17 protein-coding genes are annotated in these 17,802 nt (G+C 63.4%); 7 read left to right on the plus strand and 10 right to left on the minus strand.

Annotation, left to right across the window (positions count from 1 at the left end; translation table 11 throughout):
* Positions 1-5: 5 nt before the first annotated feature.
* The 5 genes from BMY68_RS11215 to BMY68_RS11235 all read right to left on the minus strand — a co-directional run bounded on the left by BMY68_RS11215 (position 6) and on the right by BMY68_RS11235 (position 5,914).
* The gene (locus BMY68_RS11215; RefSeq protein WP_009045343.1) at positions 6-1,349 is read right to left on the minus strand and encodes an imelysin family protein; all 1,344 of its coding nucleotides are present in this window, start codon (positions 1,347-1,349) and stop codon (positions 6-8) included.
* 163 nt (positions 1,350-1,512) lie between these two features.
* The gene (locus tag BMY68_RS11220) at positions 1,513-3,564 is read right to left on the minus strand and encodes a putative bifunctional diguanylate cyclase/phosphodiesterase (RefSeq protein ID WP_007929764.1); all 2,052 of its coding nucleotides are present in this window, start codon (positions 3,562-3,564) and stop codon (positions 1,513-1,515) included.
* 303 nt (positions 3,565-3,867) lie between these two features.
* A complete protein-coding gene (locus tag BMY68_RS11225; RefSeq protein ID WP_007929765.1) occupies positions 3,868-4,464 on the minus strand; it encodes a superoxide dismutase in 597 nt (198 codons plus the stop codon).
* 440 nt (positions 4,465-4,904) lie between these two features.
* Positions 4,905-5,507: a LysE/ArgO family amino acid transporter gene (locus tag BMY68_RS11230; protein WP_085532143.1), complete on the minus strand. Its 603-nt coding sequence runs from the start codon at positions 5,505-5,507 to the stop codon at positions 4,905-4,907.
* 5 nt (positions 5,508-5,512) lie between these two features.
* On the minus strand, positions 5,513-5,914 hold the full coding sequence (locus BMY68_RS11235) for an ACT domain-containing protein (protein ID WP_085532141.1): 402 nt from the start codon (positions 5,912-5,914) through the stop codon (positions 5,513-5,515).
* Positions 5,915-6,010: 96 nt separating this feature from the next.
* Between BMY68_RS11235 and BMY68_RS11240 the strand changes: the two genes are divergently transcribed.
* The 4 genes from BMY68_RS11240 (at position 6,011) to BMY68_RS11255 (ending at position 9,895) form a co-directional block, all read left to right on the plus strand.
* Positions 6,011-6,904, plus strand: coding sequence for a LysR family transcriptional regulator ArgP (locus BMY68_RS11240; protein ID WP_009045339.1), 894 nt, complete (start codon positions 6,011-6,013; stop codon positions 6,902-6,904).
* A gap of 84 nt (positions 6,905-6,988) precedes the next feature.
* Positions 6,989-7,981, plus strand: a complete 993-nt coding sequence (locus BMY68_RS11245; protein ID WP_009045338.1) for an NAD-dependent epimerase/dehydratase family protein — start codon at positions 6,989-6,991, stop codon at positions 7,979-7,981.
* A 107-nt stretch (positions 7,982-8,088) separates the two neighbouring features.
* A complete protein-coding gene (locus BMY68_RS11250) occupies positions 8,089-8,925 on the plus strand; it encodes an ATPase (protein WP_085532139.1) in 837 nt (278 codons plus the stop codon).
* Positions 8,926-9,058: 133 nt separating this feature from the next.
* Positions 9,059-9,895, plus strand: a complete 837-nt coding sequence (locus BMY68_RS11255; protein ID WP_062824803.1) for a cache domain-containing protein — start codon at positions 9,059-9,061, stop codon at positions 9,893-9,895.
* A gap of 50 nt (positions 9,896-9,945) precedes the next feature.
* On the opposite strand, the gene BMY68_RS11260 is transcribed toward BMY68_RS11255, so the two are convergent.
* Both BMY68_RS11260 and pobA read right to left on the minus strand, forming a co-directional pair.
* Entirely contained in the window at positions 9,946-11,463 is a 1,518-nt protein-coding gene (locus tag BMY68_RS11260; RefSeq protein ID WP_085532137.1) for an MDR family MFS transporter, read from the minus strand.
* Between the two features lie 77 nt (positions 11,464-11,540).
* Positions 11,541-12,725 carry a 4-hydroxybenzoate 3-monooxygenase gene (gene pobA / locus BMY68_RS11265; protein WP_175510584.1) on the minus strand — a complete coding sequence of 395 codons (1,185 nt, stop codon included), beginning with the start codon at positions 12,723-12,725 and terminating at the stop codon, positions 11,541-11,543.
* Between the two features lie 186 nt (positions 12,726-12,911).
* Here pobA and BMY68_RS11270 point away from each other — a divergent pair, with 186 nt between their 5' ends.
* On the plus strand, positions 12,912-13,802 hold the full coding sequence (locus BMY68_RS11270) for a helix-turn-helix domain-containing protein (protein ID WP_085532135.1): 891 nt from the start codon (positions 12,912-12,914) through the stop codon (positions 13,800-13,802).
* 15 nt (positions 13,803-13,817) lie between these two features.
* Here the strand turns inward: BMY68_RS11270 and BMY68_RS29875 are convergent, their stop codons facing one another.
* Positions 13,818-13,994 (minus strand): hypothetical protein, encoded by a 177-nt coding sequence (locus tag BMY68_RS29875; RefSeq protein ID WP_009045332.1) that lies wholly within the window; start codon positions 13,992-13,994, stop codon positions 13,818-13,820.
* A 138-nt stretch (positions 13,995-14,132) separates the two neighbouring features.
* A complete protein-coding gene (locus tag BMY68_RS11275; RefSeq protein ID WP_009045331.1) occupies positions 14,133-15,038 on the minus strand; it encodes a LysR family transcriptional regulator in 906 nt (301 codons plus the stop codon).
* 126 nt (positions 15,039-15,164) lie between these two features.
* Here BMY68_RS11275 and BMY68_RS11280 point away from each other — a divergent pair, with 126 nt between their 5' ends.
* Entirely contained in the window at positions 15,165-16,049 is an 885-nt protein-coding gene (locus BMY68_RS11280) for an MBL fold metallo-hydrolase (RefSeq protein WP_085532133.1), read from the plus strand.
* 76 nt (positions 16,050-16,125) lie between these two features.
* A complete protein-coding gene (locus BMY68_RS11285) occupies positions 16,126-16,740 on the plus strand; it encodes an NAD(P)-dependent oxidoreductase (RefSeq protein ID WP_009045330.1) in 615 nt (204 codons plus the stop codon).
* Between the two features lie 146 nt (positions 16,741-16,886).
* Here BMY68_RS11285 and BMY68_RS11290 read toward each other — a convergent pair whose 3' ends face one another.
* A complete protein-coding gene (locus tag BMY68_RS11290; protein ID WP_062826249.1) occupies positions 16,887-17,768 on the minus strand; it encodes a LysR substrate-binding domain-containing protein in 882 nt (293 codons plus the stop codon).
* Positions 17,769-17,802 lie beyond the last annotated feature (34 nt).

Raw genomic sequence — 17,802 nt, forward strand, 5'->3', positions numbered from 1 at the left:
GCTGATCAGAACTCGTGATCGGCGTTGTCCGGGTTCAGGTCGCTGATGCCCAGCTTGCCCGCGGCCTGTTCGATCGAACCGGTCTGCTTGACCAGCGCGGCGATGGCGTCACGCACGATCTGGTTGCCCGCGTCGTTGCCGGCAGCGATCAGCTGGTCGTAGTGCTCACCCTTGTTGGCGTGATCGACCATGACCTGGATCTTGGCTTCGGTGGCGGCCAGGTCGGCTTTCAATGCGGTGTCGGCGGCCGGGTCGATTTTCGCCACCAGCGACGACAGGCTGGCGCCGGTCAGCTTGGTGCCGTCGACGCGGGTGTATTCGCCCAGGTACACGTTGCGGATGCCCTTGGCATCGTAGAAGTGCGAGTTGTGGGTGTTGTCGCTGAAGCAGTCCTGTTCGTCTTCAGGGGAGTTGGCTTCCAGGGACACCTTCATGCGCTCGCCCGCCAGTTCGCCCAGGGACAGGCTGCCCATGCCGAACAGCATTTTGCGCAGGCCGCTTTCAGCCGGCTCGGCTTCCAGGGTGGCGCGGTAGTTGTCGGCCACGTTCGGCTTCCAGTTGCCGACCATTTCTTCCAGGTCGTTGACCAGCAGTTGGGTCACGGCTTTCAGGTAGGCACGGCGACGGTCGTTGTGGCCGCCGGTGGCGCCGGCGCCTTCCAGGTAGTCGGAAGCCGGACGGTTGCCGGCGCCAGGGCCGGTGCCGTTCAGGTCCTGGCCCCAGAGCAGGAATTCGATGGCGTGGTAGCCGGTGGCGACGTTGGCCTCGGAACCGCCCAGCTCGTTGAGGCTGGCGAGTTTTTCCGGAGTGATGTCTTTCACGTCGACCTTGTCTTCGCCGACCTGGACTTCAGTGTTGGCGATGATGTTGGCGGTGGCGCCCGGGTTACCCAGCGCGTGCTCGTAGGACTTGTCGACGTAGTCGATCAGGCCTTCGTCCAGCGGCCAGGAGTTCACCTGGCCTTCCCAGTCGTCGACGATGGTGTTGCCGAAGCGGAACACTTCGCTCTGCAGGTAAGGCACGCGAGCCGCGACCCAGGCAGCCTTGGCGGCTTTCAGGGTGTCGGCGTTGGGCTTGGCGAGGAAGGCGTCGATCGCGGTCTGCAGGGTCTTCGCGGTGGATTCGGCATCGCTGTACACGGCGAAGACCATGTCGGCGTAATGCGCGACGACCGCCTTGGCCGCCGCTTCATCGACCTTGCCGGCCGCAGGAGCGGTGGCCGGGGCTGCGGTGCTGGCGGCTGGGGTAGCGGCTTGCGGCGCGGCAGCCTGGTCTTTGCCTTCGCCGCAACCGGCGAGGGAAATAGCGATGGCCAACAGACTGGCGGTAGCCAGAGGCATACGAATCATGGCGAACATCCTGCTTCGAGAGAGGGGTGGAGTGGCGCGGGGGACGCGCAAAACTGCGACATAATGCGAAAGATTTGCATTATGTGTAAAGGGTTGTGGTTGTAAATATTTCCTATTCAGAACGCGATTGCGCTGGATCAGGCTTATGCGCGCAATCGGGTCTTCAGAGGATGGCCGCGTTACTGCGCTGGGCCTGTTTCAGGTAGGCGCTCAGCTCCCGTGCCGGCAGGGGTTTGCTGTAGTGATAACCCTGACCTTCGTGGCAGCCTTCGGAGATGATGTAGGCCTCTTGCTCGGCGGTTTCCACGCCCTCTGCGATCACCTGCATGCCCAGGCTTTTGCCCAGCTGGATGATCGCCCGCACGATGGTCGCATCGTCGTCGTCATCCAGCAGGTCCTGGACGAAGCTCTTGTCGATCTTGATCTTGTCCAGCGGCAGGCTCTTGAGGTAGCTCAGGGACGAGTAGCCGGTACCGAAGTCGTCGATGGCGATCAGCGCCCCCGAGCGGCGCAGGCTCAACAGGTGCTGGGCGGCGGTGCTGATGTCTTCCATCAGGCCGGTTTCGGTGACTTCCAGCTCCAGGCTGCGCGGCGGCAGGCGATAGATCTGCAGCAGGTTGTTGACCACCCGCGGCAGCTCGGCGTGGTGCAGTTGCACGGTGGACAGGTTGACCGCCATGCGCAGGTCGCTGAAGCCCAGGTCATGCCATTCGCGCAGTTGGCGGCAGGCCTGGTCCAGCACCCATTCGCCGATGGCGATGATGGTGCCGTTCTGCTCGGCCAGGGGAATGAACAGGTCTGGCGGGACGAAGCCGTGTTCCGGATGCTGCCAGCGCAGCAGCGCCTCGACCCCGACCACCCGATGATCGCGGTAGCTGATCTGCGGCTGGTAGACCAGGTGGAACTGCTCGCGGCTCAGGGCTTCGCGCAGGTCTTTTTCCAGCTCGCGGCGCCGGCGCATCTCGCTGTCGACGCTGGCGATATAGAACTGATAACGGTTGCGCGACCGGCTCTTGGCCAGGGTCATGGTCTGCTCGGCTTTCTGTAGCAGCTTCTCGGTGCTGTCGCCATCTTCCGGGAACAGGGTGATGCCGATGGTGGCGCGCAGGCGGATTTCCTGGTGGTCGAGGGCGAACGGTGCTTCCAGGTCGTCGAGAATGCTCTGCGCCAGTTCGGCGGCTTCGTAGGGTTGTTCGATATCGGCCTGGACCAGGGCGAACTGGTCGCCGCCGAGGCGGGCGAGGGCGCCCAGGCGGCCACTGTGGGCCCGCAGGCGATCGGCCAGGGCCAGCAGCAACTGGTCGCCGGTCTGGTAGCTAAACTGTTCGTTGATGCCCTTGAAGTCGTCGAGGCCGACACAGAGCACCGCGACCCGGCGTTGCAGGCGGCCGGCGTCGATCAGGATCTTGTCCAGTTGCTGCTGCAGTTGCTGGCGGTTGGGCAGGCCGGTGAGGAAGTCGTACTGGGCCATGCGCAACAGGCTGTTTTCCGCTTCATGGCGCAGGTGCGTGTTGCGTTCGATCGATGCCAGCAACTGGTTGGCGGTATTGATCCAGATCCCCAGCTCGTTTCGCTCGTGGCCCTTGAGCAACGGGATCTGATGTTCGCTGGGGCGGTCCGGGTTGATGGTGGTCAGGTGCTCGATGATCCGCGACAGCGGCTTGGTCAGCAGCCAGTGGTAAACCAGGTACAGCACCAGGCCCATGGCCAGGGCGCGCAGTACGCCGGAAATGAAAATGATCACCGAGCTGACGATAAACCCCTGGCCGTAGGTGGCCGTGTCGAGGGTGATGCTCAGGTCGCCGTAGTATTCGCTGTAGGGCCCGCGACCCACCAGTTGGGTGGTGAAGGTGCGCTCCTTGCCGAGGATCAGATCGGTCAGCCAGCGGCTGGGGGAGTTCTGCAATTCACGGGTTTTTTCCGCGAGCATGGTTTCGTTGGGATGGCCAATGGAGGCCATGCGCACAGCATCGTCCTGGAACAGGCCTTCGATGACTTGCATGCCCATTTCGCGGTCCAGGCTGTAGACGGCCTGGGTCGAGGGGTCGCGAAACATGTCGAGAATGCGCTGGGCATCATTAGCGACCGCCTGCCGAGTCTTATAAGCATCGAAGACGATTTGTGCGCAGCTCAGCACTACGCCCACTATCAGTGCCGACAGCAGCACAACCCGGAGCAACTTCACCGACAAGCTGTTTTTGAGTTCCAGCTTCAAAGGGTTATTCCTTGTTCCGTGCGGGTAGCGTCAAGTTGCCATGAGTATTGGCAATCCCGTGATGGCAGTCAAAGGGACAATCAGGCCCAGGATATTTCACCTGGAGGCTTGGTTGGAATGCCGGGAGCCAGCATATCCGCGCTTATCGGTTATATGTCGGTAGCCAAGCCTTGCAACTTGAGGGACAGCGGCGATTTTTTACCTGAGCGGATGTTAGCGCGCCGGGCTGGCGCGGCAAGCCGGCCGCTTGCCGGTAAAACGAAAAAACCCGGCAATGCCGGGTTTTTTTGACCGCAAACGGGCTTAGGCGACGAAGGTCTTGCCTTCGAACTGCTCGGCCACGAATTTCCAGTTGACCAGGTTCCAGAACGCTTCGACGTATTTAGGACGCAGGTTGCGATAGTCGATGTAGTAAGCGTGTTCCCAGACGTCGCAGGTCAGCAGCGGGGTGTCGCCGCTGGTCAGCGGGTTGCCGGCGCCGATGGTGCTGGCCAGGGCCAGGGAACCGTCAGCCTTTTTCACCAGCCAGCCCCAACCGGAACCGAAGGTGCCGACGGAAGTCTTGGTGAATTCTTCTTTGAACTTGTCGAACGAACCGAAAGCGGCGTTGATGGCTTCAGCCAGAGCGCCGGTTGGTTGACCGCCGGCGTTTGGCGCCAGGCAGTTCCAGTAGAAAGTGTGGTTCCAGACCTGAGCGGCGTTGTTGAAGATACCGCCCGAGGAAGACTTGACGATCTCTTCCAGGGTCTTGCCTTCGAACTCGGTGCCTGGCACCAGGTTGTTCAGGTTCACGACATAGGTGTTGTGGTGCTTGTCGTGGTGGTATTCCAGGGTTTCCTTGGAAATGTGCGGCTGCAGGGCATCGTGTGCGTAAGGCAGCGGCGGCAATTCGAAAGCCATGATGATTCTCCTAATCAGGTCAGTTGCGGTGAGCGCAAGGCCGATCACGGGCGGCCAGACAAGCGCCGGGGAGTTTGTACTCTTTGCGGCGCAGGGTTCGGATCATAGCACCGGGGGTGCGGCTTAACCACGCAACAACTGTGTGGGATAGAGGTTCAAGGGGATGCCCTCGCTAAATGACGAAACGCGTTGGCGCTGTGATCGTGCCAGGCAAGGCGCGGGATGCAGAGGATGCTTTTTGCCTCTTCAAGTCCCGCAACGCAGCATGGCACGATCACAGCGCCAACCCGAAGGGCCGTCGCCCCGCAAAGCGCAATCCGTCGTTGTTCGTCGCTCATTTGGACCACCAAACCACGCTCCTCACGCCTAGTCTTGCGCTTTGCGGGGCGGCGGCGCGCTCGTCATTTAGCGAGGGCATCCCCTTAGCCTTTTGGAATAAATCATGCGGCAGTGATGAGTTGAACCGCGACGCTGAACATCATCACCGCCACCAGCAGGTCGAGAATGCGCCAGGTGCTCGGCCGTGCCAGCCACGGAGCCAGCCATGCGGCGCCGAGGGCGAGGGTGAAAAACCACAGCAGCGAAGCACTGGCCGCCCCGACCACATAGGCGCCGGGTTCGGTCTGTTGCGCGCCCAGCGAGCCGATCAGCAACACCGTGTCCAGGTACACATGGGGGTTGAGCAGGGTCACCGCCAGCGCACTGAGCAGCACCGCGCGCAGCGAGCGCACGGTCTGGTTCTCGCCCTGCTGCAGGCTCTGTCTGGAACAGGCGCGACGCAGGGCCTGGCTGCCGTACCAGATCAGGAACGCGGCGCCGCCCCAGCGGGCAACCGCCAGCAGTGTCGGGCTCTGCGCCAGCACTGTGGCCAGGCCGAATACCCCGGCCGCCACCAGCAACGCATCGCAGGTCACGCACAGCACGGCCACCGGCAGGTGGTGTTCGCGCCGCAGGCTCTGGGCCAGGACAAACGCATTCTGGCTGCCGATCGCCATGATCAGCCCGGCCGCCACCAGCAGCCCGTTAACGTAGCTCTGCCACATGGCGTTTACTCCTCGCCCGAGGCCAGTTGCCGCAGCACATGCATGGCGCGCTCGGCATCGGCCTTAGCGACAAACAGATGATCGTGGTAGTAGCCGGCGATCACGTTGCAGCTGATCCCGGCCTTGCCCAGGGCGCTGGCGAACGCGGCGGTCAGGCCGACGGCTTCCAGGGCCGAATGCACGTTCAGGGTGATCCAGGCCGCGACGTAATCGAAACCCAGCCCCAGCCGCTCGGCCTGCTGGCGCTCGAGGATCACCGTGAGTCCTTCCTGCTCGCGAAAGCTGCCCAGTACGTCGCTACCTTCGAGCAGCGCGCGATCGGCGATGGAGCAGAACACGTAGTCGCCGTGGTTGAGCTGCGGGCTCATGCTGCGCAGCAGGGTATCGAGGGAGGTTTCGCCAGCCATGAAAAAGGTCCTTGAACGAGAAAGCATGCTGGCTATTCTCCGGTTGCAGGCTGTATAAGAAAAACCAATATTGCTGATCGCTCATTAGGAAAACTGATGTTCGACTATAAATTGCTGTCCGCCCTGGCCGCGGTGATCGAACAGGCCGGATTCGAGCGTGCCGCGCAGGTGTTGGGCTTGTCGCAGTCGGCCATTTCCCAGCGGATCAAGCTGCTCGAAGCGCGGATCGGCCAGCCGGTGCTGGTGCGGGTCACGCCGCCGGCGCCGACGGAAATCGGCCGGCGCCTGCTCAACCATGTGCAGCAGGTACGCCTGCTCGAACGCGACCTGCAGAGCCAGGTGCCGGCCCTGGACGAGGAAGGTTTGCCGGAGCGTCTGCGCATTGCCCTCAACGCCGACAGCCTGGCCACCTGGTGGGCCGAGGCGGTGGGCGACTTCTGTGCCGAGCAGCACTTGCTCCTCGACCTGATCGTCGAAGACCAGACCGTGGGCCTCAAGCGCATGCGCGCCGGCGAAGTGGCGGCCTGTGTCTGCGCCAGCGAGCGGCCGGTGGCGGGCGCCCGCAGCGTGCTGCTGGGCGCCATGCGCTACCGTGCCCTGGCCAGCCCGGCCTTCCTTGCGCGGCATTTTCCGCAGGGTGTGCAAGCCGAGCGCCTGGCCCGCACGCCAGCCCTGGTGTTCGGCCCGGACGATTTCCTGCAGCACCGCTACCTGGCGGCGCTGGGTGTCGACGGCGGGTTCGAGCATCACCTGTGTCCCTCGTCCGAGGGTTTTATCCGCCTGACCGAGGCTGGCCTGGGCTGGGGGTTGGTGCCCGAATTGCAGGTGCGCGACCAGTTGGCGCGGGGTGTGTTGGTGGAGCTTTTGCCAGATAAGCCGATCGATGTGCCGCTGTACTGGCATCATTGGCGCAATGGTGGCCAACTGCTGGGCCTGCTCACCGAGCACCTGGCGCGTTCTTCGGCGCAATGGCTGGTGCCGTTGGCGTGACACAAGGCGTCAAGGCATCAGGCAATAGCGTTAAGCAATACATAGTGCGACAGGCATGAAACACGAAAGCAATCGGAGCAAGTCATGAAAATTCTGGTCACCGGCGCAAGCGGCTTCATTGGTGGACGCTTCGCGCGTTTTGCCCTTGAGCAGGGCCTGGATGTACGGGTCAACGGGCGTCGGGCCGAAGGTGTGGAGCATCTGGTGCGGCGCGGGGCCGAGTTCGTCCAGGGCGACTTGAGCGACGCGGACCTGGTGCGCGACCTGTGTCGCGATGTCGACGCGGTGGTGCATTGCGCGGGGGCGGTGGGGCTCTGGGGGCGCTATCAGGATTTTCATCAGGGCAACGTGCTGGTCACCGAAAATGTGGTCGAAGCCTGCCTCAAGCGCCATGTCCGGCGCCTGGTGCATCTGTCGTCGCCGTCGATCTATTTCGACGGTCGCGACCATCTGGGCCTGACCGAGGAGCAGGTGCCCAAGCGCTTCAAGCACCCTTATGCCGCCACCAAATACCTGGCGGAGCAGAAGGTGTTCGGCGCCCAGGAGTTCGGCCTGGAGGTGCTGGCGCTGCGCCCGCGATTTGTCACCGGCGCCGGCGACATGAGCATTTTTCCGCGCCTGTTGAAGATGCAGCGCAAGGGCCGCCTGGCGATCATCGGCAACGGCCTGAACAAGGTCGATTTCACCAGTGTGCAAAACCTCAACGAAGCGCTGCTCAGCAGCCTGCTGGCCAGCGGCTCGGCCCTGGGCAAGGCCTACAACATCAGTAACGGCGCGCCCGTGCCGTTGTGGGACGTGGTGAACTACGTGATGCGCCAGATGGGCGTGCCGCAGGTCACGCGCTACCGCTCCTTTGGCCTGGCCTACAGCGTGGCGGCCCTCAATGAAGGCTTCTGCAAGCTCTGGCCGGGCCGTCCGGAGCCGACCCTGTCGCGCCTGGGCATGCAGGTCATGAACAAGAACTTCACCCTGGATATCAGCCGCGCCCGCCATTATCTGGATTACGAACCGAAGGTCAGCCTGTGGACGGCCCTGGATGAGTTCTGTGGCTGGTGGAAGGCCCAGGACATACGCTGAAAATAAACACTGAACCGAGTTCGGGGTTCAGGGTCGATCAGGGCGGCGGGTTAGCGGTTTATACTCGCCGCATTCAGCTATCACCGCGGTTTTAGAAAGGTTGCCCCATGCGTAACGATGCCAACGACGACTTCGACGATGTTCCAAGCCTGCGTGCCGATACCCTCGACGATGATTTCCCGACCACCGCCGCGGGCCGCGCGCGTACTTCGGTGCATTCGCGCAGCGTGCCGGCAGCCAAGGTCAAGGCACCGAGTGCCGGGCCGCTCTGGGCGCTGGTCGGCGCCTTGTTCTTCGCCTTTATCGGCCTGGCCTGGTGGAGCTTCCAGCAGATCTCGCTGATGGAGCAGCAACTGGTCGCTACCCAGGAAAGTTTCGCCCGCATCAGCGAAGAAGCGGCGGGGCGCCTGCAGGATATTTCCGGCAAGGTGGTGGCCAGCCAGTCCAGCGTCAACAGCGACAGCGAAGCTTTGAAGTTGCAGATCAAGCAGCTGGAAAGCCGCCTGCAGGACCAGGGCAAGCAGCAGCAAGGCGTGGCCGGGCAGGCCACGGACCTGGACAAGCGCCTGGCCCAGATGACCGCGCAAGCCACCGAGCAGCAGGCGGCCAATACCCAGTTGCAGGCACAGGTGAAAACCTTGGGCAGCGAACTGGCCGCCCTGAAAAGCGCGCCTGCCGACACCAGCAAGGTCGATGCCCAGTTCAAGAGCCTGAACGCCGAGATCGCCGCCTTGAAGAAACAGGGCAACCCGAGCGCCGCCATCGAGCGTCTGGAGCAGGACATCATCGTGCTCAAGAGCCAGCAGGACAATCGTCCCGCCGCGGCCCAGGGCGGCACCAACACCGCCGAGTTCGACGCTTTCCGCGGCCAGGTCACTCGCAACATCAATACCCTGCAGAGCCAGATCCAGAATCTGCAGCAGCAGCTCAATACCCGTCCCTGACCCTGGCGACCTTCCCGCGCGTGGCGTGGGAAGGTCGCGGTTTGCCTCTTCGCCTCCCTGCTTCGCTGAATACTCGACCATATCCCGCAGCCGTCTACGCTCTTGAAACACCAACAAGAACGAGGGATGCGCAATGAGGGGATTGCTTAGAGCCACGGTGCTGGGAGGGTTGCTGATGTTCTGCGCCAGCCAGGTCCAGGCGGCGGACGATGCCACGGCGGCCAAGGCCCTGCTGGAGAAGGCCCTGGCCTATTACCACGACCACGGTGACAAGGCCTTCGCCGCGTTCAGCCGCCAGGGCGAGTTCGTCGACAAGGACCGTTATGTGTTTGTGGTCGACACCCAGGGGGTGATGCTGGCCAGTGGCGGGCCGTCGTCGGCGCTGATCGGCCGCGATGTTTCCGAGGTGCTCGGGCCGGATCTGCAAAAGGCCTTCAAGGACGCGCTGAAGATTCCCGAGGGCAATGGCATCCAGCAAGCCGAATACCGCTGGCAGAACTGGGCCGACGGCAAGGTCGAGCGCAAGCATGTGTATTACCAGCGGGTCGGCGAGCGGATCCTGGCGGTCGGCTATTACCTGCCACGGGCTTCCGCCGAGCAGGCCAAAGCCTTGCTGGACAAGGCGGCGACCGAACTGGTCAAGGACGAAAAGGGCACGCTGACGGCGATCAACTCGCTCAAGGGCGGCTTCCTGCAGGACGATCTGTATGTGTTCGTGGTTGACCTGGACAACCAGCGCTACGTGGCCCACGGCACCAATCTGCGGCTGATCAATACCGACTTCGGCAAGGTCAAGGACCCGGACGGCAAACCGGTGGGTGAGCCGATCCTGGCGCTGATGGCCACCCAGGATCAGGGCGAGTATGAGTACCGCTGGAAGAACCCGGTGACGGCCAAGGTGGAAGACAAGCACGCCTACCTGCGCAAGGTCGGGCACTTCCTGGTGGCGGTGGGGTACTACAGCCCGTGACGGTCGGTCGCCAGCCAGCTCGCCTGTAGCAGAGCTGGCTGGCGATGCCGTTATTTGACCTTGTCTTCGCGCCCGCGCAGCAGCGCGTTGGGCATGGCCAGCGCCGCCGCCAAGCCGAGCAACGACACCGCCGCACTGACCATCAGCAAGTGTTTGAAGGTCAGCAGCAACTCAGCCCGCAAGGCTCCCTGTTCCGGACCCGGCGCGGCGTTCAGGCCGTCGAGCAGTACATTGCCCGAGTGGCCTTCGCCGATCAGCGCCGAGCCGCTCAACCGGGCGAAGCTGGAATCCTGCAGCAGCGCCAGCAACAGCGCCGACATCAAGGCCACGCCTACCGCACCGCCCAGGGAGCGGAACAGGTTGGTGGTGCTGGTGGCGACCCCGATGTCCCGTTGTTCCACCGAGTTCTGGCTGCCCACCAGCGACGTCGGGAACTGCATGCCGGAGGCAATCCCGCTGAACAACATGAACACACTGCTCAGTAGCACCGCCTGGGGCGGGCTGAAGGCCATGCCGAGAACGGTCAGCGGCATCAGCAGGGCGCCACCGAGGATCATCGGCTTGTAGCGGCCGGTCACCGAGGTCATGCGCCCGGCGAAGTAGGCGCCCATCGGCAGGCCGATGGCCAGCGGCAGCAGGTGCAAGGCGGCGCTGTCGGCACCGGCGCCGGTGACGCTCTGAAAGCGCAACGGCATCAGCACCGTCAGCGAGATGGCCTGGAAGCTGGTGAAGAACACCGTGCACCAGCACAACATGGCGTTGCGATTGGCGAACAGGTGCATGGGCAGCAGCGGCTCTTGCGTGCGCCGTTCATGCCAGGCGAACAGGGCCAGGGCGACGACGGCACATACCAGCAGGCCCAGCACTTCGCTGCTGCGCCAGGCGTGACCCTGGCCGAAATGGGTGATCGCCAGCAGCAGGGCCGTCAGGCCGATGATCATCAGCAGCGTGCCGAGGTAGTCGATGATCGGTTTGCGCTGCGGAATCGGCAGCCCGCGCAGGTTGCGCCGGGCCACCAGCCAGGCGCCCAGGCCCAGGGGCAGGTTGATCAGGAACACCCAGCGCCAGGACAGGTATTCGGTCATGTAGCCACCGAGCACCGGGCCGGCGACGCTGGCCGCCGCGTACATGCTGCTGAAATAGCCCTGGTAGCGCCCGCGCTCGCGGGGCGGCACGATGTCGCCGATGATCGCCTGGCTGACCGAAATCATCCCGCCGGCGCCGATGCCCTGGAAGATCCGTGCCAGCACCAGCTGTTCCATGTTCTGCGCCATGCCGCAGAACAGCGACGCCAGGGTGAACAGGCCCATGCCGAACAGCATCAGCTTGCGCCGCCCGTAGAGGTCGCCGAGCTTGCCGTAGATCGGCACCGACACGGTCATGGCCACCATGTAGCCGGAAATCACCCAGGCCAGCAGGCTGACATCCTTGAATTGCGCGGAGATGGCGGGCATGGAGACCGCGACTATGGTCTGGTCCAGGGCGCCGAGGAAGATCGCCAGCATCAGGGCGATCAGTACGCTGCGAAGAGCCAATTGGGGTTGGCCAGGCTGGTTGGGATGGGTCACGAAATAACCTGCGGGCAGTGATTGACCCGCAGGGTGCAAGGCGAGCGGGAATGCTCGCCAGTGTACTCGATAGGCTCCTACTCGATAGCCTCGTAAGGAAGGCCGACGTAATTTTCCGCGATGGTTTTGCGCCCGGCCTCGGAGTCGACGAAGTACGCCAGCTCCGACTCGGCGATGCGCTGGCTGAAGTCGTCGGAGTCGGGGAAACGGTGCAGCATCGCGGTCATCCACCAGGAGAAACGCTCGGCTTTCCAGATCCGCCGCAGGCAGATTTGCGAATACTTCTGCAGCAGGTCGGTGCGCTGCTCGCGGTAGACCTTGAGCAGGATGTTGAACAGCGTGCTGACATCGCTGGCGGCCAGGTTCAGGCCCTTGGCCCCGGTGGGCGGCACTATGTGCGCGGCGTCGCCGACCAGGAACAGTCGCCCGTATTGCATCGGCTCGACCACGAAGCTGCGCAGCGGCGCGATGCTTTTCTCGATCGACGGCCCGGTCACCAGGCGTTCGGCCAGCTCCTCGGGCAGGCGCTTCTTGAGCTCGTCCCAGAAACGTTGATCGGACCAGTCGGCGACATTTTCCTCTGCCGGTACTTGCAGGTAGTAGCGGGTGCGGGTGGTCGACCGCATGCTGCACAGGGCAAAGCCGCGTTCGTGGCGGGCGTAGACCAGTTCGTCATGGACCGGTGGGGTGTCGGCGAGAATGCCGAGCCAGCCGAACGGATAGACGCGTTCGAACACCTTGAGCTTGTCGGCCGGGATCGACTGCCGGGCGACTCCGTGGAAACCGTCGCAGCCGGCGATGTAGTCGCAGTCCAGGCGATGGGGTTCGCCCTGGTAATCGAAGGTCAGGTAGGGCTGGTCGCTGTGCATGTCGTGAGGGCGCACGTTGTCGGCCTGGTACAGGGTCCGGGCGCCGACGGCCTGGCGGGCCTGCATCAGGTCGCGGGTGACTTCGGTCTGGCCGTAGATCGTGACGCTCTTGCCGCCAGTGAGGGCGTGCAGGTCGATGGCCACCCGACGGCCGTCGAGGGCCAGTTCGAAGCCACCGTGCACCAGCCCTTCGGCGTCCATGCGCTGGCTGACCCCGGCCTGGCGCAGCAGGTCGACCATGCCTTGTTCCAGCACCCCGGCGCGGATGCGCCCGAGTACGTAATCCGGGGTTTGTCGTTCGAGGATCAGGGTATCGATGCCGGCCTTGTGCAGCAGTTGGCCAAGCAGGAGTCCGGAGGGGCCGGCGCCAATGATGGCGACTTGAGTTTTCAGGGTTTTCATTGTTTTTATGACTCGCAAGCTTCACGCGAACAGGTTCGCTGACTGATTTTTATGTTTCGAGTGCCTGCATTTTTCACTTGTGATGCTGTCAGTTGAAGGTGAAAACTGAGCCGATACCTGTTCATTTCACCAATTGGTGCGATTATCGCCCGTCACCCAGAGGCCTGGATTGCAGTTATGAATAAGCCTGCCTTGCCTTCAATTCCGGTGTTCAAACTCTATGGGGAAAGCCTGGATTGGCCGACACCGGACCTGCTGCACTGCGAAACCATTTCCAAGCGCAGCCGCGAGCACCATTGGGAAATCAAGCCGCATCGGCATGCCGATCTCTGTCAGTTGCTGTTCGTGCATCGCGGCCAGGCCGAGCTTGAGATCGAAGGCCAGCGCACGCTGCTGGGAGAGTCGGCGCTACAGATCCTGCCGGCCCTGTCGGTGCACGGCTTTCGTTTTTCCGAAGACATCGACGGTTATGTGGTGACCCTGGCGGCGCCCTTGATGGCCCATCTGCAAGCCCAGCTGGGGCATTCGGTAAATGCCCTGGCCGTGGCCGAGAGCTACCCGGCGGGCGCCGACGGCGACTACCTGAACAGCCTGTTTGCCGCGTTGCAAAACGAGTACCAGGGGCGTGAGCCGGCGCGGGAAATGCTCATGCACTCCCTGGTCAGCGTGATCATGGTGTGGGTCAGCCGCCAGGCGATCCGGCGCCGCAGCGCCAGCCAGCGACCGCAGCGGGCACGGGAGTATTTCAATGGGTATATCCAACTGGTGGAGGCCCACTATCGCGAGCATGTGAAGGTCGAGGACCTGGCGCACAAGCTGGGGATTTCCGTTTCCCACCTCAATGGCACCTGCCGTGAACTGGCGGGCCAGCCGGCCCTGCAGATCATGCATGAGCGTCAGCTGCTGGAGGCCAAGCGCCTGCTGACCTACACCAGCATGACCATCTACGAGATTTCCGACACCCTGGGGTTTTCCGATCCCACCAACTTCACCCGGCTGTTCCGCCGCCGGGTCGGGATCTCGCCCAAGGCTTTTCGCGACCGGCTGAAGACCGATCACGAACAGTGACGCCGCGCGCCTGCATCATTTCAGGGAGTTGAGGGTCGCGGTATGCGGGATGCACTGGTCGACGTTGCAACTGGCGTAGACACGGGGCTGTTGCCGGGCCTGTTCGACGCGATAGGCCGCTGTTCCATACAGCGCCAGGGTCGCGGTGCAGGTGACGAAAATGGCCAGGTATCTTCTTGTTTTGATGTTCATGGCAAACACCTCTGAACGAATACCCCTGCGCGTGTGGGGGTACTGTTATCAGCATAGATCAGCCATTGGGATCAGCCATGGCCGCCGGCCAGGTCGCGGGCAGCGTGTTGACGCGGTATTCAGCGGTCTTATCGGGCTTTAAAGGCCCTTGTCCCACTCCGGCTCCTCGGGGAAGCGCAGCACCAGGAAATCCAGCATGCTGCGCAGGGCCGCCGGCATGTGTTTGCGTGAGGCGTAGACCGCGTACATGTTCATTTGCCGGGGCTCTGCGTGGGGCAGCAGGCGCACCAGTTCGCCGCTGTGGATATGCACCCCGGCCAGGAAGCTGGGCAGCATGGCCACGCCGGCCCCGACCATGGTCGCGCGCAACAGGGTGCTGGCTTCGTTGGCGCTGATATTGCCCTGCACCGGTACCGAAACCTGTTCGCCGTCCTGCTCGAAATGCCACAGGCTCTTGCCGAAATAGGAGTGGGTCAGGCAGTTGTGCTGGCTGAGTTCCTCGACGCGTTGCGGCGCCGGGTGCTCACGCAGGTAGTCCGGGGAGGCGCAGATCACCGAGCGGCAGACCGTCAGCCGCCGGGCGATCAGGTTCGGGTCCAGGTCGTTGCTGGTGCGGATCGCCAGGTCGATGCGCTCGTCCACCAGGTTCACCGTGCGGTCGAGCATCTGCAGGTCGATGCTGACGCCGGGGTAACGCTTGACGTAGGTGGCCATGGCATCGGCCAGCTGGGCCTGGCCGAACGAGGTGCTGACGCTGATGCGCAGCAAGCCGCGGGGCGCGTCGTCGGGTTCGCTGACGGCGGCCTGCATGTCCGTCGACAACTCGAGCATCTGCCGGCAGCGGGGCAGAATCTCCGTGCCCGCCGCGGTCAGGCTCAGCTTGCGGGTGGTGCGGTGCATCAGCCGGGCGCCGACCCAGTCCTCCAGCTCCGCCAGATAGCGCGAAACCACCGGCCGCGAGAGGTCCAGGTGGTCGGCGGCGGCCGACTGGCTGCCAAGGTCGACCACGGTGACGAAGACGCGCATTGCTTGAAGACGATCCATGATTTGCCCGCTTTCAGAAACAAACTATGTCCAAGCATCGCATTTTTTGTAACGAGTGCGGCAACTAAGCTTCATCCCCATCGCCTACCCCTGGCCACTTACGGCCGACAGACATCGGAGCTGCACATGATCGGATTCACCTCACTCAAGCGCCTGCTGCTGGCGACCGCTACCCTGGGTTTCGCCGCCCATGCCGCCGCCGTCGAGCCGGCCCTGAGCCTGGATGTGTACAACCCGGGCGCCGCGGCGATCTTCCCGGTGACCTCGGTGCTGGTCAGCGGCAAGAAGGAAGCGATCCTGGTGGATGCGCAGTTCGGCAAATCCCAGGCCGAGCAGTTGGTGGAAAAGATCCGCGCCAGCGGCAAGCAACTGACCACCATCTACATCAGCCACGGTGACCCGGACTACTACTTCGGCCTGGACACCATCACCCGGGCCTTCCCCAAGGCCAAGGTCGTGGCGTCGCAGCCGACCGTCGAGCACATCAAGGCCACGGTCGACGGCAAGCTCGCATTCTGGGGCCCGAAAATGGGCGCCGACGTGCCGGCCAAGACCATCGTGCCGGGCGTGCTCAAGGGCCACAGCCTGACCCTGGAAGGGCAGAAGCTGGACATCATCGGCCTGGACGGCAAGCAACCTGACCGTACCTTCGTCTGGATCCCGTCGATCAAGGCGGTCGTCGGTGGCGTGGTGGTCGCGGAAAACATCCATGTGTGGATGGCCGACACCCAGACCGCGCAATCCCACAAGGACTGGCTGACCACCCTGGACACCATCGCCGCGCTGAAACCCCAGACCGTGGTGCCCGGCCATTACCTTGGCGAAAGCGCCCGCTCCCTGGCTCCTGTGCATTTCACCGCCGACTACATCAAGGCCTTCGATGAAGAGACCGCCAAGGCCAAGGATTCCGCCGAACTGATCGCGGCAATGAAAAAGCGTTACCCGGACCTGGGCGAAGACAGCTCCCTGGAGCTGAGCGCCAAGGTCGCCAAGGGCGAAATGAAGTGGTGATTCGACCGTCCCCGCGTCTGGCGCGGGGGCATTTCCTGTATGGCTTTGTATCACTTGTCGAAACTGGAGAACTGTCATGAGCAAGATCGCAATCATTGGGGCCACCGGCCGTGCCGGTAGCCAACTGCTGGAAGAAGCCCTGCGTCGTGGTCACAGCGTTACCGCGATTGCCCGTAACCCGGCGAAAATCGGCAATCGCGCCGGTGTGGTGAGCAAGGCGGTCGACGTGCTGGACGGCGCGGCGTTGCAAGCGGCGATCGCCGGTCACGATGCGGTGATCAGCGCGGCGCACTTTTCCACCATCGCGCCCAAGGCCGTGATCGAGCCGGTGAAAAAGGCTGGGGTCAAACGCCTGCTGGTGGTGGGCGGTGCCGGTTCGTTGCTGCTGCCCGACGGCAGCCGGGTGATCGATGCCGCCGGTTTTCCGGACGAATACAAGGCCGAAGCCAGTGCCGGCAGTGTGTTCCTCGATACCCTGCGCCAGGAACAAGAGCTGGACTGGACCTTCCTGTCGCCATCGGCGGAGTTCGTCGAAGGCGAGCGCCGCGGGCAGTTCCGCCTGGGCCAGGACCATCTGCTGGTGAGCGCCGAAGGCAAGAGCTGGATCACCTTCGCCGACTACGCCATCGCCATGATCGATGAGCTGGAAACACCGAAGCATTCCCGCCAGCGTTTCACGGTCGGCTACTGAGCCTGTAGCCGCTGCCGCAGGCTGCGATCGGCTGCGCAGCAGTCGTAAAACCAGACACCGCGTTTTTGCAGGTACAACGTGTTGACTGGATTACGACCGCTACGCGCTCGATCGCAGGCTGCGCCAGCGGCTACAGGGCTACAGGGCTATCGTGCCCGGGCCTGTTCCACCAGCCAGTCCAGCAACGCCCGCAACTGCGGCGACGGTGCCGAGCGATCGGGGTGCACCAGGTAATAACCCAGCCCCGTACGGACCTTCAGTTCAAATGGCATGACCAGCCGCCCGGCGCTCAGGTCTTCGCCGATCAATGCCCAATCGCCAATGGCCACTCCCGTCCCCTGGGAGGCGACCGACATCGCCAGGTCCAGGGTTTCGAAATGCTGGCCCTTGCCGATGTTGTTCAGCGCCGTCCCCGAGGCTTTCAGCCAGGTATTCCAGTCATGGGTATCCAGGGTCGGGTGCAGCAGCATGTGTTGCTGCAGGTCGGCCGGGGTCTGGAGCGGTATCGCCCCTTCGAGCAATGCAGGTGAACACACCGGCGTCAGCTGTTCGTCGAACAGGTGATAGGCGCCGAGGGTGGAAGGGGGCGGGGCACCGTAAATCACCGCGGCGTCGAACTGCTCGCGGCTGAAGTCCACCCCGTGTTGCACCGTGGTGGTCAGCCGGACGGGAACGTCCGGACGCTCCTTCTGCCATTGCATCAGGCGTGGCAACAACCAGCGCATCACGCAGGTGGACGCCTTGAGTTGCAGGGTGTCGCGGTTCACCCCGACCTGTTCCACCCCCTCGCTGATCAGGCCGAACACCTGTTCCACCCGTGGCAGCCATTCCCGTCCTTCGGCCGTCAGGCTCAGGCCGCGGGCCTGGCGCTGGAACAAGGCATAACCCAGGTGACTCTCCAGGCCGGCGATCTGCCGGCTCACCGCACCCTGGGTGATATGCAGCTGCTCGGCCGCGTGGGTGAAGTTGCAGCAGCGCGCGGTGATCAGAAAGGTGTGCAGCGCGGGTAGGGGCGGGAGGCGTTTCATAAAGGGCCAAGGCATGACGTGAGGACATGGCGAG

Source organism: Pseudomonas sp. NFACC41-3, assembly GCF_900109505.1.
GTDB lineage: Bacteria > Pseudomonadota > Gammaproteobacteria > Pseudomonadales > Pseudomonadaceae > Aquipseudomonas > Aquipseudomonas chlororaphis.